The following is an 18,419-nucleotide window of genomic DNA, read 5'->3' on the forward strand; positions in this document are numbered from 1 at the left end:
ATCGAGGGCGTCGGTCCGCTCACCGCGGCAGGCCTGACCATGGCGTTCCAGCGGGGGGCCTTCCGCAACAGTGATGCGTTCGTCGCCTTCCTGGGGCTGGATGTCCGCATCCGCGACTCCGGCACAAAACGGGGGCAGCGCAAACTCACCAAACAGGGCGATCCAGAGTTGCGACGGCTGCTCTATCTGGCCGCGATGCAGGCCAAGTCCAAACCCGCCTGGAGCGACTACTACCAGCGCTGCCTGGACCGTGGCCTGGCGACGACCCAGGCACTGAATGCCTTGGCTCGAAAGCTGGCCCGCGTCGCCTTCGCTCTGATGAACAATCAGACCGACTACCAACCTAAGACCCCTTGTGGAGAGACATAGAATCTCCTACAAGGATGTTTCCACCGCGCACCTCCCTGTTCGTCATCCCGGAAACCGCGTAGCGGTTATCCGGGATCTCCGGGGCCTGCACGGCGTCGGTGGCAGGGACGGGAGATCCCGGCTCTTCGCTTCGCTACGGCCGGGATGGCGGCGTGTGGGGGGACGCTGCGGCCGGGATGACGGGGTCTGGGGGAACGCTGTGGTTGGGATGACCGGGGGGGAACCTTGGGGGTAGGGCATCCAGGGTGTTGGTCTGGCGTATGGCCGGAGGGCGGGCAGAAAAAAGGGCTCCGCGGAGGGAGCCCTTAACTCGGTGACCCCACAGGGGGGAGTGGGTCACCAAGGCTGTTGGTGGTGCGTGTTATGCGGCCTGGCGGTGGGTGCTGTTGGAGCGGCGGCGCATGCCACCGACGCCGATGAAGCCCGCCAGGATCAGGAGGGACAGGCCCATCAGCGCCAGGGTACCCGGCTCCGGCACCGCGAAGCGCAGGCTGCCGTCATGGGTGGACTGGGTTTCGCTGAAGAGGCTTTGCCCTTCGCGCTCGTCGCCGTAGACGTTGTTGGCGTCATCGCCGAAGAAGGTCACGGGACCGGGTTCCTGGATCGTGCCGGCGCTGGCGAAGGCCGAGACGATGAACGTCGGGGCGCCTTCCTCGTCCTCCAGCAGATCGGCGAAGTCGATGCCGTCGGCGGTGAACCAGAAGCCCGGCAGTACGTTCACGACCTGGAATTCGAAGGTGAAGGTCCCTTCGATGAAAGCGCCGCCCGCGCTGTCGAACTCCAGGATGCTGTTGCCGGACACCAGTGCCAGCTCCATCACCTGTTCGCCAGCGCTGAAGTGGGCCGCCGCCGCCTCATAGTCCTGTCCGAAACCGGGATTCCGGTCGGATACGAAGAGCTGGAAGTTGTCGGTGCCCACCGAGGTGTAGTTGGCGTTGACCACAAAGTTGTCGCCGACGGTATTGGTGCCGGTGACCACCCCGCGGAGTTCATCCCAGAGGAGCCCCATGGAGTATTGGTTGCCAAGGGTGTCGGGCCCGGATTGGAGTGCAGAGGTGCCACTAGACGTCCGGTAGGAACCAGCATCGCCGTAGCCACGGTCATAGAACACATCGCCGACCTGTACCGGGTCGCCCGGGTCCTGCACGTACTGGAAGGTCTGGGTGTTCAGGTCGAACTGGATGCGGCGCACGTCTTCCACCGACCCGCTGTAGTCCGCGGTGGCGTCGAGGTTGATGTCGAAGTCGATGATCTCCGCCGCCATCGCCGTGCTCGCACCGGCGGCGAACATGCCGACAAAGAGCGAAGCGAGAAGCACTTTTTTCGCGTTCATTGGAACTCTCCTGATGCTCAATTTACAGCGATTCAACCATCGCCGGGGTCTGGCCTGGTGGCCGTGTCTGTTGCTTTCGGTTGAATACAAAGCAGGCTCCGTGCCAATTTCCAGGCTCAGGGCGGATGGGTCGCAAGGCATTGAAAAGAAGGGAGGAAAGTGGGGGTCATGTGCTGGGCCATGGGCCGCGTGATCGCAGGAGGGTCTTCTGGCCGGGGAACTGTAAAGGGTGTCGACGAGCGGGCCGGCTGGATGAGGCCGTCAGGACGCCCGAAACCGGAGAAACCGGTAAAGAATGTGCAAAAACAGAGGGTTGTTCGGATTACTTGGCTTGTAAAGCATCTCGACAGGCCGGCCGCCAGAGGCGCGACCGGGGGCTCGGTCAGGCCGCGCGGGCCCGCGCGAGCCGGTGCCCGACGACCAGCAGGGCCGGGAGGACCAGCAGGTCGAACAGCAGCGCCGCGATCAGCCCGAAGGCGGTCAACCAGCCAAAGGCGGCCGTGGGCTGGAAGTCGGACAGGGCCAGCAGCAGGAACTGGCCCACCAGCACCATGGTGGTGGCGGTGATCGCGCGCCCGCTGCGGCGGAAGCTGCGGGCGAGCGCCCAGGCAACCGGGCTGCCCCGCCCGCGGCGCTGGCGATAGTTGTGCAGGAGGTGGATGGTGTCGTCCACGGCGATGCCGATGGCGACGCTGGCAATCATGGCCGTGGCCATATCCAGCCAGATGCCGAGCAGGCCCATCAGGGCGAAGATCATCGCCACCGGTGCCAGGTTGGGGATCATGCTGAGCAGCGTCAGCGGGATCGAGCGCCACATCAGCAGCATCAGCAGCGTGATCATCGCGGCTACGGCATACAGGCTGTGCAGCTGCCCCTCGATCAGTAACCGCTCCTGGTCCGCGAACAGTCGGGCCATCCCGGCCATGTCCCATTCCAGGTCGGCCGGAGGGTTAGCCTCCAGATGGTCGCGCAGGTCGTCCATCAGTGCGTTGATGGCCCGCGCCCCGTGGGCGTTCAGGTTGAGCAGGATGCGGCTGCGTTCGAAGTCGCGGTCCACCGCATCGAACAGGTCGCGGCCGTCGTAGATGAACAGGTACTGGGCGACCAGGTTGGGGTCGTCCGGGATGCGCCGGAAGGCCGGGTCTTCCTCGTTGAAGGCCCAGTGCATCTCGGCGACGAGATCCGGCAGGGACAGGCTGTAGTCCACCTCGGGGCGCTGGTCCAGCCAGTCCTGCACGCGCTGGATGGCCAGCATCCGTTCCGGATCCTGCAGGCTGTCCCAGTCCGGCCCGTCGAACACCACCTCCAGCGCCATCACTCCGGAGAGTTCGCGCTCCACCGCACGGGTCGCCTGGGTGATCGAGTGGTCGTCGTCGAAGAAGGCGTAGAGATCGGTCTCGACCTCGACCTGCCGGATCTGCGGGATCGCCAGGGCCACCAGGATGGCGGTGGCCAGCAGGACCCAGCCGGCCCGACGGATCGCCAGGTGTGCCGCCAGCGCGGTGAAGCGGTCGAGCAGGCGCAGGCCGCGCTGCGGGGCGAGCCAGTCGCCGCGATCCCAGCGCACCATGATCGCCGGCAGGAGCAGCAGTACGACCGCCGCGGCGAGGAGCACGCCGAAGGCCCCGATCAGACCGAAGGTCTCGATCGGCCGGATGCTGCTGACCTGCAGCGACGCCAGCCCCGCCGCGGTGGTCAGCGCCATGAACGCGGTGGGACGGGCCACGGCGGCCAGCGCCGCCTCCACGCGCGCGCGCCCCCGGTGGCCGCGCTGCGCGGCATGCAGCAGGGCGTTGAAGAAGTGCATCAGCATCGCCACCGTCAATGCGGTCAGCAGGGGCGGCAGGATGGCGGAGATCAGTGTGAACGGCCGGTCGAGCAGGATCAGCAGGGCGATCGCGGGCCCGGTGACCGCGCTGATCGTGGCAGCGGACAGCACGACCACCAGCGGGCGCCGGAACAGCCACCACAGCAGCAGGAGGCTGATGGTCATGGTGCCCGGAACCAGGAAGGCGAGGTCCTTGACCATCGCCCGGAGCTGCGCGACATCCAGGGCGATATGGCCGGCGATGGCGGTCAGATCGCCTTCCAGGTCGTGCTCGGCGATCCGGTCGCGGAGCAGGCGTTCCAGCTGCAGGCGCTGCAGGCTGTTTTCCAGCGCGTGCGGGCGCACAACCACCGCCAGCGCCTCGCCGCCGGGGCCGGCCACCAGGCCGGGGGCGAAGCGATCACGCAAGACCCGCTCGCGCCATTCATCGGCCGTGCGCTCGTTCAGCGCGCGGCCGTCCACCAGGCGGTCCACGGTGAAGCCGTCGGTCGTGGCCCGGATGTGGTCCAGGGTGGTGACCGACAGGACCCGTTCGACGCTCGGATCGGCCTCCATGTCGCGCACCAGCGCGTCGATGCGTTGCAGGAAATCGGCCTCGAACAGCTCGCTGCCGGTAAACAGGCCGACCAGTACCTGATCCTGAGGGAAGCGTTCGCGCAGTTCGCGATCGAAGGTGACGGCCGCGGCGTCCTCGGGGAAATAGGACTCGGGGGCGTTATCCAGGTTGACCTGCAGGAGAACGGGGCCGGGCAGGAGGAGCAGCAGGGCCAGGATGCCCAGTGCCAGTCGCGGGCGCCCCAGCAGCCAGCGCATCAGAACTGCCCCCGCCAGCCGGTGACGAGCATGCGGTTATCGCGGTAGAAGCCCCCGGCCGTGCCCTCGGCCCCGTCCAGCCAGTGCAGGCCGATATAGAATTCCATGGGTTCGCGGGCGATCCATGCCAGTTCCGGGTTCAGGTAGACGTCGCGGCGGTTGAGCCCGATCGAATAGCGCAGGCGGGCCCGCCAGTTGTAGTCGGCAAACGGGCTCTCCAGTTCTCCGGTCAGGAAGTAGCTTTCGCGCGCATCCAGCATGTCGCCGGCGTTCAGCAGGTGCTGGCCCGCCAGCTGGGTGGTCATGCGGAAGTCCCCGTCTCCGGGGAAGCCCTCGGCGCCGACCACCCAGTCGACCCCCTCCACCGTGGTCTGGCGCAGGTCATCCGCGCGAGTCACCGGTACGTCGCTCAGCCAGGCGGCCTCGGCGCGCCAGGTCCAGGCGCCAGTGGCAAAGGCGGTGTCGCCGCCCACTACCCAGGTCCGCGGGTGGACGGCCTCCAGCGTCGGGTCCCCGGGTGGCTGGCCGGCCAGGATGGCCTGGCGGGTCTCGGTATCGAAGCGGTAGTAGGGCTGCGAATGCCGGGCCCGCTGGACGGTGACGGCGAAATCGGCGCCGCGGCCGGAGCGCCCCAGGCGCACGCCGGCGCCGCCGTTGCCGGAGACATCGTCGTCCAGCGCGGCCTGCTGGATCACCGGCGCCAGCGCCGGGTCCTGTGGAAGCCCCAGCAGGCGTCCGCGGTTGCGGTCCACCGGGTGCCAGAGGTTGTCACGGTCGGGTAGCTCCGCCGGCCGGAACAGGGGCAGGAAGACCAGGTCCGCATGCCACGGCCCCTGGAAGAATTCCGCGCGGATCGCCGGGTTCGCGCGGCGCCGTTCGCCGTACGGGTCCAGGCCGAAGCGGGTCAGGTCCTTGGTGCTGAGCCGGTCGGTGGGCGGGATCTCGTCCACCCGTCCCCACAGGATGCGCTGGGTGCCCACGGTGACGCGCGTACGATCGCCCCGGTAGCGCAGGAAATTTTCGTCATAGTCGGCGCGTGCGCGGGTGGTGCTCGGGTAGTCGCCGCCCTGCTGGGCCTGGATGTCCGCGCGCGCGCCCAGGCGCAGCTCCCAGGCCTCGTTCAGGTCGCGGCGGGCACTGACCACGCCGCGACCGTGCTGCACATGGTCCACGGGGCGCCCGGATGTGCCCAGCACGCCCAGTTCGATGCGGGCGTCCTCTACCCGCAGGTCCCAGGCGGCGGCGCCGGTCTGGGTGTCCGCGTCCGCATCCTCGGCCGACTCCTCGCCGAATACGAACGCGCGCTGTGCTTCGTCTTCGGCATCACCGTTTGGGGTGTCGCGCGACGGTGCCGGAGTGTCAGGCGCGGCGTCGCTCGCGGGAGCGGAGGATGCGTCGGCGACGGCGACGGGCGCAGCGGCGGACCCAGCCGTGGGCATGTCCGGGACCTGCAGCACCGCGCCGGCGCGCAGGGTATGCACGTCGCCGTCGAAGGCGTGCGGATTGTGTTCGAACAGGCGCTGGACCATCTCCCGAGTGGGGATGCGCGGGTCCGGGCGCAGGCGCTCGGCCACGCTCCACAGGGTGTCGCTGGCGCGCACGGTGTAGTAGTTGCCGGCGCTCGGGATGGGCGAGGGTTCGGTGCGCGCAAGCTCGTCCGGCGCGGGCGGCTGGAGCGTCGCCCCGGCCTTCAGGCCCTCGGGCCCGCCGTCAAAGGCATCCGGGTTGCGGGCATACAGCGCCTGCGCCATGGCCTGGATGCGGACGGACGGGTCGGGGCGCAGATCGCGGGCGATGCTCCAGAGGGTGTCGCCCGGCTGCACGGTATAGGGGGCCGGCGCCGCGGCGGCCAGCGGCATTGGCCCCAGCACCAGCAACCCGGCGAGCACCGTGGCGCGCCATCCCCCGGGCCGGGGCGTGGGCGCTTCATGGGCGATAGGGGCGCGCAAGGCTCGGGTCCGACAGGCCGCGGAGGGTGAATAGCTCGTCCGGGAGGCCGCTGTTGTAGGTCACGTCCTCGACCTCGAGGATGGTGGTGCGACCGCTGGCAAGATCGGTCATGGAGCTGCGGGTTACCGTCCAGTAGCCCTGGATCTCCTCGATCCGCTGTACCTCCAGGCGCTTCGCGGGCTCGTCGCCCCCTTCGTACAGGTCGATACGCAGCGGCAGGAGGGTCTCCTCGTGGATCCAGCTGACTCGCTTGCTGTAGACGGAGTTGCCGCTGTCCACGGGCACGCTCTCGAGCACGGTGACCGGGGTGCCCTCGTAGGTATCCTCGCCCAGGATGCGGTGGTGGTCCTTGTGCGGTTCGCGGTCTTCCAGGTCCTCGAAGTAGAGCTCGGACTGCACGAAGCTGCCGCCCCGGTTCTCGCTGCTGATGCGGCGCTCGCGCTGGATCGCGGGCAGGTAGAGCCACTGGTCGACATCGCCGCCCGGGTGGTTGTGGACCAGGATGGCCGTGTCGGCAATGTTGCGCGGCGACGTAAAGCGAATGAGGTTGCGGCTGGCACCGGGCTCGTCGCCATCCAGCCGGTACTCGTAGCTTTCGCGCACGCGCTCGCGGCGGCCGCCGCCGGTGAGTGTCATGATCCCCCGGGTGACGGCGTCGTCCCCGTCCGGGCGCTCGTGGACGGCGCGGGCCAGCTCGCGCGCCGCGGATTCCTCCGCCAGCGCCGTGGCGGGCAGGGTGGCCACCGCGAGCAGGAGGCCCGCGCCGAGGAACATGGCGGTGCGGTTCATCATGGCGTCATTGTACCTCCGGGTTCGCGGCCCGCTGGTGCGCGCGCTGGGCGCGCAGTCGCCGGCGGGCGATCCGGATCAGCAGGCGGTGGAGCGGGTTGCGATTGCCCCCGGGGCGCCAGGTGCGGGCGAGGCGCTGGCGGTAGGCGTCGAAGTGCACGCCCCGCGGGGCCCAGGTCAGCGCACCGCGCCCCAGCAGCAGCTTGAGCACCTCGGTGCCCATGACCCCGGCGCACAGGTCGCAGGCCATCGGCGTGGAGGGGCCGCGGCGTGCCGCCAGGTCGACGGCTGTCGGGTCGGCCAGGTAGCCCATCTGCAGCATCGCGGGCGCCAGGCCGATCATGAAGCGCAGGGCCAGCTCCTCGTCGTCCAGGTCGTCGTGCAGGTCGAAGTAGGCGTCGAAGCTCATCCCGTCGGGGCGGAAGTTCAGCAGGGCGGACCCCATGCCGAGCGGGGCCACCGTGACGGCGGGGATGCCGCGCTCGGCACAGGCCCGGAAGACCTGGCGCCGGATGTCGAAGGCGAAGAAGTCGAGGCCGTCCACGTAGACATCCACGCCGTCGAGGAAGGCCTCCAGGTTGTCGGCGTGGACGCCCTGCGCAAAGGCGTCGATCTCGAGTTCCGGGTTGATGTCCCGGGCCATCTCTTCCAGCACCTCGACCTTGGGTCGGTCCAGCCGCGACAGGGCCGCGCCGACCTGGCGGTTCATGTTGTGCAGCTCGAAGATGTCGGGGTCGGCGATGCGGAAATGGCCGATCCCGAGGCGCACCAGGGTCAGCAGGTGGGCGCCGCCGACCCCGCCAAGACCGGCGATCGCGATGCGGGCGCCGCGCAGCCGCTGCAGTTCGGCCGGCGTCACCCAGCCAACCGTTCGGGCGAAGGCCGTCTGGTAGTCGAACCCGGAACTCAATGTGCCAACCCGTTGAGTCCCGGTTGCGAGCGTGCCGGTAGCGGCAGGCGTGTCCGGCCGGTCGGGCGGACGACAGGGCACCCGGGCGCGCCCGGGAAGCGGAGCATCTGCGCGGATGTCACGGCCGGGGGGACACGCGGTGCGCGCAGCAAGGTCGACTCCACGTGCCGGCAAAGCTCGCTCAGGGCGCTCGATCGCTGGATGCTTTCGTGTGCCTCGCCGGAGTCGATGTAGAACGCCGCGCGCTTGCCGTGATAGTGCACGACCTCGCCGATCTGGGTGAACTCCAGCCCGGTATGCCGCAGGATGCGAGCAAGCGCCGGCTCCATCATCGCGAAGGCATGCTGCTTGCGGTAGTGCACGCAGAGCAGGGTTGCGGCCACGAACAGGCTGACCGCGAGGATCGGGAACACGCGGATCTGGTCGGGCGAGAGTTTCAGGGCCTCGATGTCCCCGATGGGGGTGGCGGCCTCGCCGTTACGGCGGCGGAACATGCTGTGCACGGCGAGCCGGGACACCTCGCAGACGTTGTCGCGCTCCAGCCGGTCCGGGCGCCAGGGGGTGTCGAAAAAGCTGTCGTGGCAATGGCGCTCCATGGGCAGCTGTCCGATCGGGTCCCGGGTGTCGACATGCACTACGCGCACACAGCCGGCGGCCATCCCGCTGGGCTTGTGCTCCAGCAGGCAGTGCCAGGCCTGGGCGTCGTACGCGTCGACCTCCTTGTGGCCCGGGCAATCATCCTCCCGCTCGAAGCCGAACTCCTTGCAGTACACCTGGTAGCGAAGATGCTGGATGTCCTCCAGGTGTTCCCCGGTGCGCTGGGAGAGGTCGAAGTACCGCTTGAACCCGCTGACGATCGAGTCGCTTTCCACGACTAGTTTCCTCCTGCTGCAAGCCCCGCCACGTCCGGTGGCGGCCCCCACGCGGCGGGCACCTCCGTCGGATGCGGCGCCCCGCCCGTGGCGGGCTCTTCCCACGCAGTGTAGTGGGGAATCTCCGCCGCTGCCGGGAGTTGCAGGCGCTCTCGCCAGGCGCGCAGGGCCGTGCCCGCGGTCTCCGTGTGCGCGAGGCACGGGATGCGGGTACCACGATGACGGTGGGGGGCGCCGCACACCTCGATGGGCAGGCCGTGGCGTCGCAGCAGTCGCACGAGTGCCGGGCGCACCAGGAAGAACATCCGGCGGTAGCCGTGGCGCCGCGCGTACTCCTGCGAGGCCTGGCACAGGTGATAGAGCACCTCGGGCGAAGCCCCGCGCACGATCAGGCGCGACACCTCCAGCGCGGGTTCCCAGGACTGGGCTGCCACCTCGGGAAACAGCCGGCAGTTCGCCGTGGTCGGCAGGGGTTGGTTCCCCGGCAGGATCAGGCGCATGGCGCCCACCCAGCGAGCGTCCGGCGGGCGGCCTTCGTGGCTGATCAGGAAATGCTCGGCATGCTCGTCGTAGGCATCGCGCTCGATGCCTTCCGGGTGCTGTTCGGCGGGTTCGAAACCGGTTTCGCGGCAGTACACCTCGTAGCGCAGGCGGAAATGGATCCGTCGGGCGGCCTCCGAGCGTGCGAGATAGGCGCGGAACCGTCCGGCCCTATTCACGCGCAGCGCCGCATCCGGAACCGGATGCGGCGGGCGGGCGAGGGGGTGTATCCGTACTCCGGTCGGGGGTCGAGTCCGTGTTCGGATGTTGCATGTTTCTGCTCCCATGGTCCGAGATTGAATGCCGCACGGTTCAGTGCGCGGCATTCGCGAACTGCAGCCCGACCCCGCGCGGACTGGAAAACACCACCACGCCGTCGCGCACGCTGCCCTCCGCCACCATGACCCGGATGGGCGTTCCCGGGGGCAGTCGCGGCTGGTAGCGCAGCGGCATGACGCGTGCGCCGTAGCGCGAGATGTCCACCAGCCGGCAGCGCGCCGGTCGTCCCTGCACCCACATCTCGGTGAGTCGGTTGACGATCTCGCGCGGCCAGCGCCGCCGTTCCTCAGGCATCGGGGTGGTTGCCCCGTCGTCCTGTCCCTCGCCGAGCTGCCATGCCATGGCCGCGCCCCAGTGCCGTTCCTCCGACGAGCTGGCGTAGATCTGTGCCTGCGCCGGATGCGTGATCGGGGGTGACCCCAGTCGGTCGATCAAGGCCGCCACGAAGCTGGCGGAGACCTGTTCATACTCGCCGACGGTCTCCAGATCCTGATACAGCTGGCCGTGGACCTCGTCCAGGATGCGCAGGCGTTCCTCCCAGGGTTGATCCGCGATCGCCGGGAACCAGAAGTCCGCGAGCTCCAGTGCCAACTTTTCGTGACTCATCAGCGATCCTTGAGGGTCGGTGCAGGGGCCGCTGCAGGCTTACGACTCTACCCAGTGACCCGGTAGCAAACCCTGTACCAGTTCACAGAACCGCCCGGGATTCATTCGCCTCCGTGCGATCGCCCGCGCCGTGATCTGCGCGTCAGTTCGCCGTGTGTAAACAATCCCGACATCTGTGGACAGGTGTGAGCAAACCCACTTGAATGAACCTGGGATTTCCCCAAACCCGGCGGGACCGGCACGACGGTGCCAGAGCCGGGTGGTCCCGGCGCAACGCAGGCGCGTCCGGGGGACAGGTATTCGCTGCAGATCGGCCCGCGGGCGCTCCCATGCGCCAGTGCGGTCGGCGGGAAGCTGGGCCGTATGGAAAAGATCGTTCAAGAGCTCTGGCAACATGTGCGGGGCACCTGGCGCAAGCGCTGGTGGATCCTGCCGATTGCCTGGCTGGTCTGTATCGGTGGCTGGGCCTACGCCCACAACCTGCCGGATACCTACCAGGCGGATGCCCGGATCTACGTGAACACCCAGTCGGTGCTGGACCCGCTGCTGCGCGGGATGACGGTACGCCCGAACACCGAGCAGCGCCTGCGCATGATCACGCGCACCCTGCTCAGCCGCGACAACCTCGAGGAGATCGCCCGCGAGAGCGATCTCGATGTGCTGACCGGGAACGCCAGCCTGGATGCCCAGGTGGCATTGCTGCGTTCGCGGCTGACGCTGGAGGGCGGCGAGCGCGACAACATCTACAGCGTCCGCTTCCGCCACAGCAACCCCGAGGTCGCCTACCGTGTGGTCCGCGAGACGGTTGACCTGTTCATGGCCCGCGGCATGGGCGACTCGCGCCTCGATCTCACCACTTCGCAGCAGTTCATCGAGCGTCAGCTGGAGAACTACGAACAGCAGCTGCAGGAGAAGGAGGCCGAGATCGAGCAGTTCAAGCGCGACAACGCGCGCTTCCTCAGTGGCGATGGCAACTTCTACTCGCGGCTCGAGCGCACCCGTGACCAGTTGCAGCAGGCCCGGCTGCAGCGCCGCGAGGCCGAGAGCCGCCTGCAGACCCTGGAGCGGCGCGCCCGCGAGGGCCGGGCCAGTGGCCTGGGCGGCTACGAGAACTCGGAACTGGACCGGCGCATCAGCGAATTGCAGGAGAACATCGACGCGATGCGGCTGCGCTACACCGATGAACACCCGGACGTGGTGTCGTCGCGCCGCATCCTCGTCGAGCTGGAGGAGCGCCGGGAACGGGAGGCGCAGGAGTTCGCGCGCAACCCGCAGGCCATCCAGCGCCCGGGCAGCAGCAACGAGGCGCTGCAGAACGCGATCTCCGAAACCGAAAGCGAGATCGCCTCGCTGACCACCCGCATCGCCGAGTTCGAGGAGCGGGTGGCGCGGCTGGAGGGCGATGTGGACCGCGCGCCGGCGGTGGAATCCGAGCTGACTTCCCTGACCCGCAACTACGACGTGCTGCGCAATTCCTACCGCCAGCTGCAGGACCGTCGCGAGCAGGCGGTGATGTCCGAGGCCGTGGAGAGCCAGACCGACGCGGTCGATTTCCGGGTGCTGGAGCCGCCGCGCCAGCCCACCGCGCCGGCCTCGCCGGATCGGCCCATGCTGGCCACCGCCGTCCTGCTGGTCGGCCTGGGGGCGGGCACCGGATTTGCCTTCCTGCTGTCGCAGCTGCGGCGAACCATCAGCAGCAGCCAGCAGCTGGCGGCGGTGACCGGCCGCCCGGTCCTCGGCAGTGTGTCGCGTGTGCGCACCCCGATGACCCGGCACCGGCGGCTGTCCGAGCTGGCCGTGTTTGCGGCGGCACTGGGGACCCTGGTGCTGGTCTACGCCGTGGTCATGGGGCTCTATGCGACCGGGTCCGAGTTCCTTCTGGACGAGCTCATGGGATGGCTGCGATGAGGGTGCCGGGCGGGTTCGCCGGGCACGTTTCCGGTCATCGCCCGGCGCACCGACTATTTTTCAGGGAACGGGCCGATTCGACGCAATCGGTTGCCGGCAGGGGGCAGACAGCGCGATGAGCATTATCGAGAAGGCACTGGACAAGAACCGGGCGCGACAGCCGGTCCCCGAAGCCAGGGCGGAACAGGCGCCGGCCCCCGAAACCGCGACACCCGAGCCCGAACCTCAACGGGCGCCGGTATCACAGGAAGTCAGCATCGATTTTGCCTGGCTGCGCAAGCAGGGGCTCATCGTGCCCGGGGATCAACGCTCCAGCGTGGCGGAAGAGTTCCGCATGATGAAGCGCCCGCTGCTGAACAACGCCTTCGGGCGCCACGCGGCAATGCGCGTGCCCCGCGGTCGGCTGATCATGATCACCAGTGCCCTGCCAGGGGAAGGCAAGACCTTCACCAGTGTGAACCTGGCCCTGAGCATGGCGATGGAACTGGAGCGCACGGTGCTGCTGGTGGATGCCGATGTGGCGCGACCGGCGATCCCCCGCACGCTGGGTTTCAAGGCCGACCTCGGGCTGATGGATGTGCTCAGCGAGCCCGATATCGAGATCCCCGATGTCCTGCTGCGCACCAACGTGGAGAACCTGACCGTTCTGCCCGCGGGCCGTCCGCACGGGCGTTCGACCGAGATCCTGGCGAGCGACGTGATGCGGGATCTGGTCGATGACCTGCACGATCGCTACGAGGACCGGGTCATCCTGTTCGACTCCCCGCCCCTGCTGGCGACCAGCGAGCCGGGCGTGCTCGCGACCCACATGGGACAGGTGGTGATGGTGGTCGAGGCCGATCGCACGCCGGCCACCACGGTGGAGCGGGCCATGCATCAACTGGATTCCTGCGGGGTCGTGCTCACCTCTCTCAACCGCGCGACGCCCGGTATCGGCATGGGGGGGCAGTACTACGGGGGCAGCTACTATGGCAGCGAGCGTGATCATGTCGCCGGCGCCCCGTCCCGCTAGGCCCCGTGGCCCGGGGGTGGCCGGTCGGTGGTGGATCGGCGCGGCCGCGGTCGTGCTGGCGGTGCCCGGTAGTGCGCAGGCCGTCGACTGGACGTTCACCCCCCGGGTCACGGTATCCGCGGAGGTGACTGACAACGCCCGCCTGGCCCCGCGGGGGCAGGAGGAGGCCGACCTGATCGGCACGGTCGCGCCCGGGTTCACGCTGCGCGGCGAAGGCGCGCGCAGCGACACCCGCATCGACTACCGCATGAACTCGCGCTTCTATGCCGACGATACACGCCAGGACCGCACGACCCACACCCTGCGCGGCCGCACGAACTGGGAGCTGGTGGACGATACCTTTTTCGTCGACGCCGGGGCCTCGCGTACCGAGCAGGCGGCCTCGATCCTCGGGCCGGTCGGCATCGGGGGCAGCACCCCGCGCGAGAACCTGCAGGAGACCACCACCTACAGCGTCTCGCCGATGCTGCGCACCCGCTACGGCAGTTTCGCCACGCAGGAGATCCGCTACACCTACGGCGAGAATCTCTACCACCGCAGCAACCGCCAGGACAGCGACTTCCACCGGGGTGAATACGTCCTCGACAGCGGGGCCGCCTTCAACCGTCCCTTCTGGCAGCTCGCCGGGTTCTACGAGAAAGAGCGCTTCGAGGATGGCCTGGAGGGCGAGTTCGGACAGGTCAGTGGGACCCTGGGGTACCGATTCGGGCGGTCCCTGCGCCTGTTCGGCGTGGTCGGCGAAGAGTTCAACGACTATGCGACCACCCGCGAGGACGATGACGGCGGCTTCTGGCAGGTGGGGGCGGGCTGGGCCCCGACGAGGGTCACCAACATCGAGGCCCGCTACGGCGAACGCTACTTCGGCAAGAACCGGTCGTTGGCGGTCGACCAACGCAGCCGCCGCGCCACCTATCGCCTCAGCTACAACGAGGGCGTGAGTTCGACCCGGCAGCGGCGCGACGGGCCCTTTGCCCAGCTCGCGGAGGACATCCAGTTCATGTCCGTCGATGAACTCCTGGACAACTACTCCCCGGAAGAGATCTTCCTGTTTCTGCTGAACCCGGAGCTGGGCGACGAGGCATTCGTGGAAGGCTTCTACCTGACCCGAACCTGGCGCGCCGGCTGGAGTTACGACACCGGTCGCAGTGTGTTCGGCGTCAACCTGATCCAGACCGAGCGCGAATCCGAGACTCAGACCAACGTCGGCCTGTTCGAGGACAACCGCACCCAGCGCGGGGCCAGCGCGTTCTGGCAATGGCGCTACGGTCCGCGCACGACGACCCTGCTGACCACCGGCATCAGCCGGACCGACTTCACCGACAGCGATCGCGAGGATGACCTCTGGTTCCTGCGCGCCAGCGTCAGTCGTCAGCTGACGCCGGATACCAGCGCCAGCCTGGCCTACCGGCACCAGCGCCGGGATTCGAACGCCGCGGCCAACGAGTACCGCGAGAACGCGATCATCGGCACGCTGACACGGGAGTTCTGAGGCATGTACGAGGAATTCTATGGTTTCACCGGCCGGCCCTTCGCGCTGAGCCCCGATCCGCGGTTCTTCTACGCGAGCAAGGGCCACAGCCGGGCGATGGCCTATCTGGAATACGGCGTGCAGCTGGAGGAAGGCTTCATCGTCATCACCGGCGAGGTCGGGGCCGGCAAGACCACCCTGGTGCGCAGCCTGTTCGAGACCCTGAGCGACAAGCCCTTGGTGGCGGCCCAGCTGGTGAGCACACAGCTGGATGCCGAAGACCTGCTGCGCTCGGTCTGCCTCGCCTTTGGGCTGGAGGATGCCCCGAATCACAAGGCCGGGCAGCTGCGCCGCCTGGAGTCCTTCCTGCACGACACGCGGGCCCGCGGCCAGCGCGCGCTGCTGGTGGTCGACGAGGCACAGAACCTGGGTCCCGACGCCGTAGAAGAACTGCGCATGCTGTCCAACTTCCAGGGCGAGGACGGCCCCCTGCTGCAGAGCTTTCTGCTCGGTCAGCCGGAGTTCCGGCGCCTGCTGCGCAGCGAGAACATGCAGCAGCTGCGCCAGCGGGTGATCGCGACCTACCACCTCGGCCCGATGGACGAGGACGATACGCGCGCCTACGTCGAGCACCGGCTCGCGCGGGTGGGCTGGAATGGAAGACCGCATTTCGACGACGACATCTGGCCGCGCATCCACGACTACACCAGCGGCATCCCGCGCAAGGTGAATACCTTCTGCGATCGCCTGTTGCTGATGGGTTACCTGGAGGAATGCCCGGATCTGGATGCGGCGCGCGCGCAGCAGGTGATCGACGAGATCGAGGAGGATCTGGAGGGAGTGCTGCTGGACGAGACGCCCCCCGCCGCCGGTTCATCGGGGCCGCGCTGGGAGGCGCACGCGGGCACGGACGACCAGGGCGACCAGGGCGACCCGGATCAGGCCGTCGCCAGCCAGGTCTCCATGCTGCGCATCGAACAGGATCTCGAGGCGCTGGAAGAGCGCCTGCACCGGATCGAGCGCAACCTCCTGGTCAACTTCCGCGTGACCCAGGAGGTGCTCAAAATCGTGCGCGACGAGGGCTACGAGCCGGAGTCCTTGTCCCCGGTTCCCAGCGCCGTACGGTCGTAGGGGCGGAGCCTCGTCATGCAGCCGAAAAACGCCCATCGGCCCAATGCTCTGACCGTCGATGTCGAAGACTACTTCCAGGTCTCCGCGCTGGCGCCGCAGATCCCGCGCGACTCCTGGGATTGTCGTGAGTGCCGTATTGAGCGGAACCTCGATCGCATCCTCGACCTGTTCGAGCGCCGTGGGGCGCACGCCACCTTCTTTACCCTGGGCTGGATTGCCGAACGTTACCCTCAGGCCATCCGGCGTATCGTCGAGGCCGGGCACGAACTCGCCAGCCATGGCTATGGCCACCAGCGGGTAACCGACCTCAGTCCCGAAGCCTTCCGCGCTGACGTTACCCGCGCGCGCGGGATACTGGAGGATCTTTCCGGTTCCCCCATCCGGGGCTATCGCGCGCCGAGCTTTTCCATTGGGGAGGGCAACCTGTGGGCGCTCAGAATTCTGGACGAGACAGGGCATGACTACAGCTCGAGCATTTATCCGGTTCGCCACGACCACTACGGCATGCCGGACGCCCCGCGCGAGCCCCATCGCCCGTTGGAAGGCGGTATCCTGGAACTGCCGCCCGCCACCCTGCGCATGGGCGGCCGAAATCTGCCGGCGGCCGGCGGCGGCTACTTTCGTCTCCTGCCCTACGCCATCTCGCGGCGCGCCCTGCGTCGGATTGAGCAGGTGGATGCGATGCCCGCGGTGTTCTATTTCCACCCCTGGGAGATCGACCCCGGCCAGCCGCGTATTCCCGGCATTACCGCCAAGACGCGTTTCCGGCACTACGTGAATCTGCACCGTATGGAGGCGCGTCTGGATCGCCTGCTGCAGGACTTCACCTGGGATCGAATGGATCGCGTATTCGCTGTCCCCCTCGATTTGCAGGCCCCCGCCCTGACGTCCTCGGAGGGCGCCCGTGTATCAGTCGCCTGAAGACCAGGAACGGATGGCGGCTACGCTGCCCATGCAAGTGTGCACACTCGACGCGACCGGGCATGGGCGCTGGGATGCCTTCGTCGATGGCTGCCCGCAGGCCACGTTCTTCCACCGCGCCGGCTGGGCAACGGTCATGCAGCGCGCCTTCGGGCATCCCGTCTGGTTTTTCTACGCGGAACAGAACGGGGTTATCCAGGGCGTGCTGCCGCTGGTGCGGGTGCGCTCGCGCCTGTTTGGCGATGCCCTGGCCTCGATCCCGTTCGGCGTTTACGGCGGCATTGCCGCGCAGACGCCCACGGCCTTCGAGGCCCTGGATCGGCGTGCCCGGGCGCTTGCCGAAGAGCTAGGGGTGGATTATCTCGAATACCGTCACCTGGAACCGCAGCACCCGGACTGGCCAACCAAGGACGATCTCTATTTCACCTTCCGCAAGGTCATGGAGCCGGAGGTCGAGGCCAACATGAATGCGATCCCCCGCAAGCAGCGCCGCATGGTGCGCAAGGGGATCAAGGCCGGGCTGACCAGTGAATTCGAGTCCGATATCGAGCGCTTCTACCCGATTTTCGCGGCCAATGTGCGCCGCATGGGGACGCCGGTCTTCAGTCGTCGCTACTTCGAGACTCTGCTCGACGTGTTCGGCGACGAATGCCGGGTGCTCACGGCGCTGCACGACGGTGATCCGGTCGCCAGCGTCGTGACCTTTTTCTTCCGCGAAGAGGTGCTGCCGTACTACGGCGCAGGTACGCCCGAGGCGCGCCAGGTCGCGGGCTATGACTTTCTCTACTGGGAGCTGATGCGCCACGCCTGCGAGGACGGTTACCGCATCTACGACTTCGGTCGCAGCAAGCGCGATACCGGCTCGTTCAGTTTCAAGAAGAACTGGGGCTTCGAGCCGCAGCCGCTGTACTACGAGTATCAACTGGTGCGAGCGCGCGAGATGCCCGACGTAAACCCGCTCAACCCCAAGTACCGCTATTTCATCAAGGCCTGGCAGCGCCTGCCACAGCCCGTCGCCAACTGGCTCGGCCCCAAACTCTCCCGCTCCCTCGGTTGAAGGGCCTTCCCGCCACCGAGGCCACAGCCAACACCGAGCAGGTCAAGGTCAGGGGCGGATTCACCACGAAGAACACGAAGACACGAAGGAATGCCAAGGCAAGTTCAAATGCAGAGCAGGCCTTGCCACCGGGGCCATGGGGCACACGGAGAGCGGCGACTGCAAGAGCGGGTTGACCGCGAAGGCACGAAGGGAAACCAGAAAGTGATTATGGGGGAGAAATGGAATTCGACCCGCTATCGAAGAAGGCCATTGGATTGGCGATCGAGGTACATCGCGAGCTTGGGCCGGGGCTCTTGGAGTCGGTTTACGAGAAATGCCTGGTGCACGAAATGCTGGAATCCGGCCTGTACTGCGTGTCCCAGGTTCCGATCCCGGTCACGTACAAAGGGCGGGAGCTGGATTGTGGCTACCGTATCGACATCCTGGTCGAGGACAGACTGATGCTGGAGCTGAAAAGTGTGGACGCCCTGCAAAGGATTCACGAGGCCCAAACCCTCACATACATGAAGCTCGCGAATGTTCCGCAAGCGCTGTTGATCAACTTCAACAATGTGCGCCTGAAAGACGGTCTCAAACGACTAGTCCTTTGAAGTGAAGGCCCTTCTTCGTGACCTTCGTGGTGAATACGCC

The 18,419-nt window shown here is 67.6% G+C and carries 16 protein-coding genes; 8 read left to right on the forward strand and 8 right to left on the reverse strand.

Going from position 1 to position 18,419, the window contains the following annotated elements; all coding sequences use genetic code 11:
• Positions 1-369, forward strand: a 369-nt coding sequence (locus tag D105_RS0110700; RefSeq protein ID WP_018878387.1) for an IS110 family transposase, incomplete at its 5' end; no start/stop codon positions are given.
• A gap of 361 nt (positions 370-730) precedes the next feature.
• On the opposite strand, the gene D105_RS0110705 is transcribed toward D105_RS0110700, so the two are convergent.
• The 8 genes from D105_RS0110705 to D105_RS0110740 form a co-directional block, all read right to left on the reverse strand.
• Positions 731-1,702 (reverse strand): PEP-CTERM sorting domain-containing protein, encoded by a 972-nt coding sequence (locus D105_RS0110705; protein WP_018878388.1) that lies wholly within the window; start codon positions 1,700-1,702, stop codon positions 731-733.
• A gap of 382 nt (positions 1,703-2,084) precedes the next feature.
• The gene (locus tag D105_RS0110710; RefSeq protein WP_018878389.1) at positions 2,085-4,343 is read right to left on the reverse strand and encodes an RND family transporter; all 2,259 of its coding nucleotides are present in this window, start codon (positions 4,341-4,343) and stop codon (positions 2,085-2,087) included.
• On the reverse strand, positions 4,343-6,232 hold the full coding sequence (locus D105_RS0110715; protein ID WP_026280470.1) for a LysM peptidoglycan-binding domain-containing protein: 1,890 nt from the start codon (positions 6,230-6,232) through the stop codon (positions 4,343-4,345). The genes D105_RS0110710 and D105_RS0110715 overlap by 1 nt, the downstream gene beginning before the upstream one ends.
• Positions 6,233-6,269: 37 nt before the next feature.
• Entirely contained in the window at positions 6,270-7,085 is an 816-nt protein-coding gene (locus D105_RS0110720) for an outer membrane lipoprotein-sorting protein (protein WP_018878391.1), read from the reverse strand.
• Positions 7,086-7,089: 4 nt separating this feature from the next.
• On the reverse strand, positions 7,090-7,992 hold the full coding sequence (locus tag D105_RS0110725) for a ThiF family adenylyltransferase (protein ID WP_018878392.1): 903 nt from the start codon (positions 7,990-7,992) through the stop codon (positions 7,090-7,092).
• Positions 7,989-8,864, reverse strand: a complete 876-nt coding sequence (locus tag D105_RS0110730; protein ID WP_018878393.1) for a PEP-CTERM/exosortase system-associated acyltransferase — start codon at positions 8,862-8,864, stop codon at positions 7,989-7,991. Before D105_RS0110730 ends, D105_RS0110725 begins: the two co-directional genes overlap by 4 nt.
• A 2-nt stretch (positions 8,865-8,866) precedes the next feature.
• On the reverse strand, positions 8,867-9,583 hold the full coding sequence (locus D105_RS0110735; protein ID WP_018878394.1) for an acyl-homoserine-lactone synthase: 717 nt from the start codon (positions 9,581-9,583) through the stop codon (positions 8,867-8,869).
• 133 nt (positions 9,584-9,716) lie between these two features.
• Positions 9,717-10,289, reverse strand: a complete 573-nt coding sequence (locus D105_RS0110740; protein WP_018878395.1) for a PilZ domain-containing protein — start codon at positions 10,287-10,289, stop codon at positions 9,717-9,719.
• Between the two features lie 363 nt (positions 10,290-10,652).
• On the opposite strand from D105_RS0110740, the gene D105_RS0110745 reads away from it, so the two are divergent.
• The 7 genes from D105_RS0110745 to D105_RS0110775 all read left to right on the forward strand — a co-directional run bounded on the left by D105_RS0110745 (position 10,653) and on the right by D105_RS0110775 (position 18,379).
• Positions 10,653-12,197, forward strand: coding sequence for an XrtA system polysaccharide chain length determinant (locus tag D105_RS0110745; RefSeq protein ID WP_018866603.1), 1,545 nt, complete (start codon positions 10,653-10,655; stop codon positions 12,195-12,197).
• 115 nt (positions 12,198-12,312) lie between these two features.
• Positions 12,313-13,209, forward strand: a complete 897-nt coding sequence (locus D105_RS0110750; RefSeq protein WP_018878396.1) for an XrtA-associated tyrosine autokinase — start codon at positions 12,313-12,315, stop codon at positions 13,207-13,209.
• A 16-nt stretch (positions 13,210-13,225) separates the two neighbouring features.
• Positions 13,226-14,698 carry a TIGR03016 family PEP-CTERM system-associated outer membrane protein gene (locus D105_RS0110755; protein ID WP_018878397.1) on the forward strand — a complete coding sequence of 491 codons (1,473 nt, stop codon included), beginning with the start codon at positions 13,226-13,228 and terminating at the stop codon, positions 14,696-14,698.
• Positions 14,699-14,701: 3 nt separating this feature from the next.
• Entirely contained in the window at positions 14,702-15,808 is a 1,107-nt protein-coding gene (locus D105_RS0110760; protein ID WP_018878398.1) for an XrtA/PEP-CTERM system-associated ATPase, read from the forward strand.
• 15 nt (positions 15,809-15,823) lie between these two features.
• Positions 15,824-16,729, forward strand: coding sequence for an XrtA system polysaccharide deacetylase (locus D105_RS0110765; protein WP_018866607.1), 906 nt, complete (start codon positions 15,824-15,826; stop codon positions 16,727-16,729).
• A gap of 31 nt (positions 16,730-16,760) precedes the next feature.
• Entirely contained in the window at positions 16,761-17,786 is a 1,026-nt protein-coding gene (locus D105_RS0110770; RefSeq protein ID WP_018878399.1) for a FemAB family XrtA/PEP-CTERM system-associated protein, read from the forward strand.
• Positions 17,787-18,007: 221 nt separating this feature from the next.
• On the forward strand, positions 18,008-18,379 hold the full coding sequence (locus tag D105_RS0110775; RefSeq protein ID WP_018876701.1) for a GxxExxY protein: 372 nt from the start codon (positions 18,008-18,010) through the stop codon (positions 18,377-18,379).
• Positions 18,380-18,419: the final 40 nt, after the last annotated feature.

Source organism: Thioalkalivibrio sp. ALE28, assembly GCF_000377425.1.
Taxonomy (GTDB): domain Bacteria; phylum Pseudomonadota; class Gammaproteobacteria; order Ectothiorhodospirales; family Ectothiorhodospiraceae; genus Thioalkalivibrio.

What these genes read in the sequence shown, in the direction of transcription:
- D105_RS0110745 (WP_018866603.1), top strand. Translation starts at nt 10,653, where the DNA reads ATGGAAAAGATCGTTCAAGAGCTCTGGCAACATGTGCGGGGCACCTGG.
- D105_RS0110775 (WP_018876701.1), top strand. Translation starts at nt 18,008, where the DNA reads ATGGAATTCGACCCGCTATCGAAGAAGGCCATTGGATTGGCGATCGAG.
- D105_RS0110720 (WP_018878391.1), bottom strand. Translation starts at nt 7,085, where the DNA reads ATGATGAACCGCACCGCCATGTTCCTCGGCGCGGGCCTCCTGCTCGCG.
- D105_RS0110770 (WP_018878399.1), top strand. Translation starts at nt 16,761, where the DNA reads ATGCAAGTGTGCACACTCGACGCGACCGGGCATGGGCGCTGGGATGCC.
- D105_RS0110765 (WP_018866607.1), top strand. Translation starts at nt 15,824, where the DNA reads ATGCAGCCGAAAAACGCCCATCGGCCCAATGCTCTGACCGTCGATGTC.
- D105_RS0110710 (WP_018878389.1), bottom strand. Translation starts at nt 4,343, where the DNA reads ATGCGCTGGCTGCTGGGGCGCCCGCGACTGGCACTGGGCATCCTGGCC.
- D105_RS0110760 (WP_018878398.1), top strand. Translation starts at nt 14,702, where the DNA reads ATGTACGAGGAATTCTATGGTTTCACCGGCCGGCCCTTCGCGCTGAGC.
- D105_RS0110750 (WP_018878396.1), top strand. Translation starts at nt 12,313, where the DNA reads ATGAGCATTATCGAGAAGGCACTGGACAAGAACCGGGCGCGACAGCCG.
- D105_RS0110740 (WP_018878395.1), bottom strand. Translation starts at nt 10,289, where the DNA reads ATGAGTCACGAAAAGTTGGCACTGGAGCTCGCGGACTTCTGGTTCCCG.
- D105_RS0110705 (WP_018878388.1), bottom strand. Translation starts at nt 1,702, where the DNA reads ATGAACGCGAAAAAAGTGCTTCTCGCTTCGCTCTTTGTCGGCATGTTC.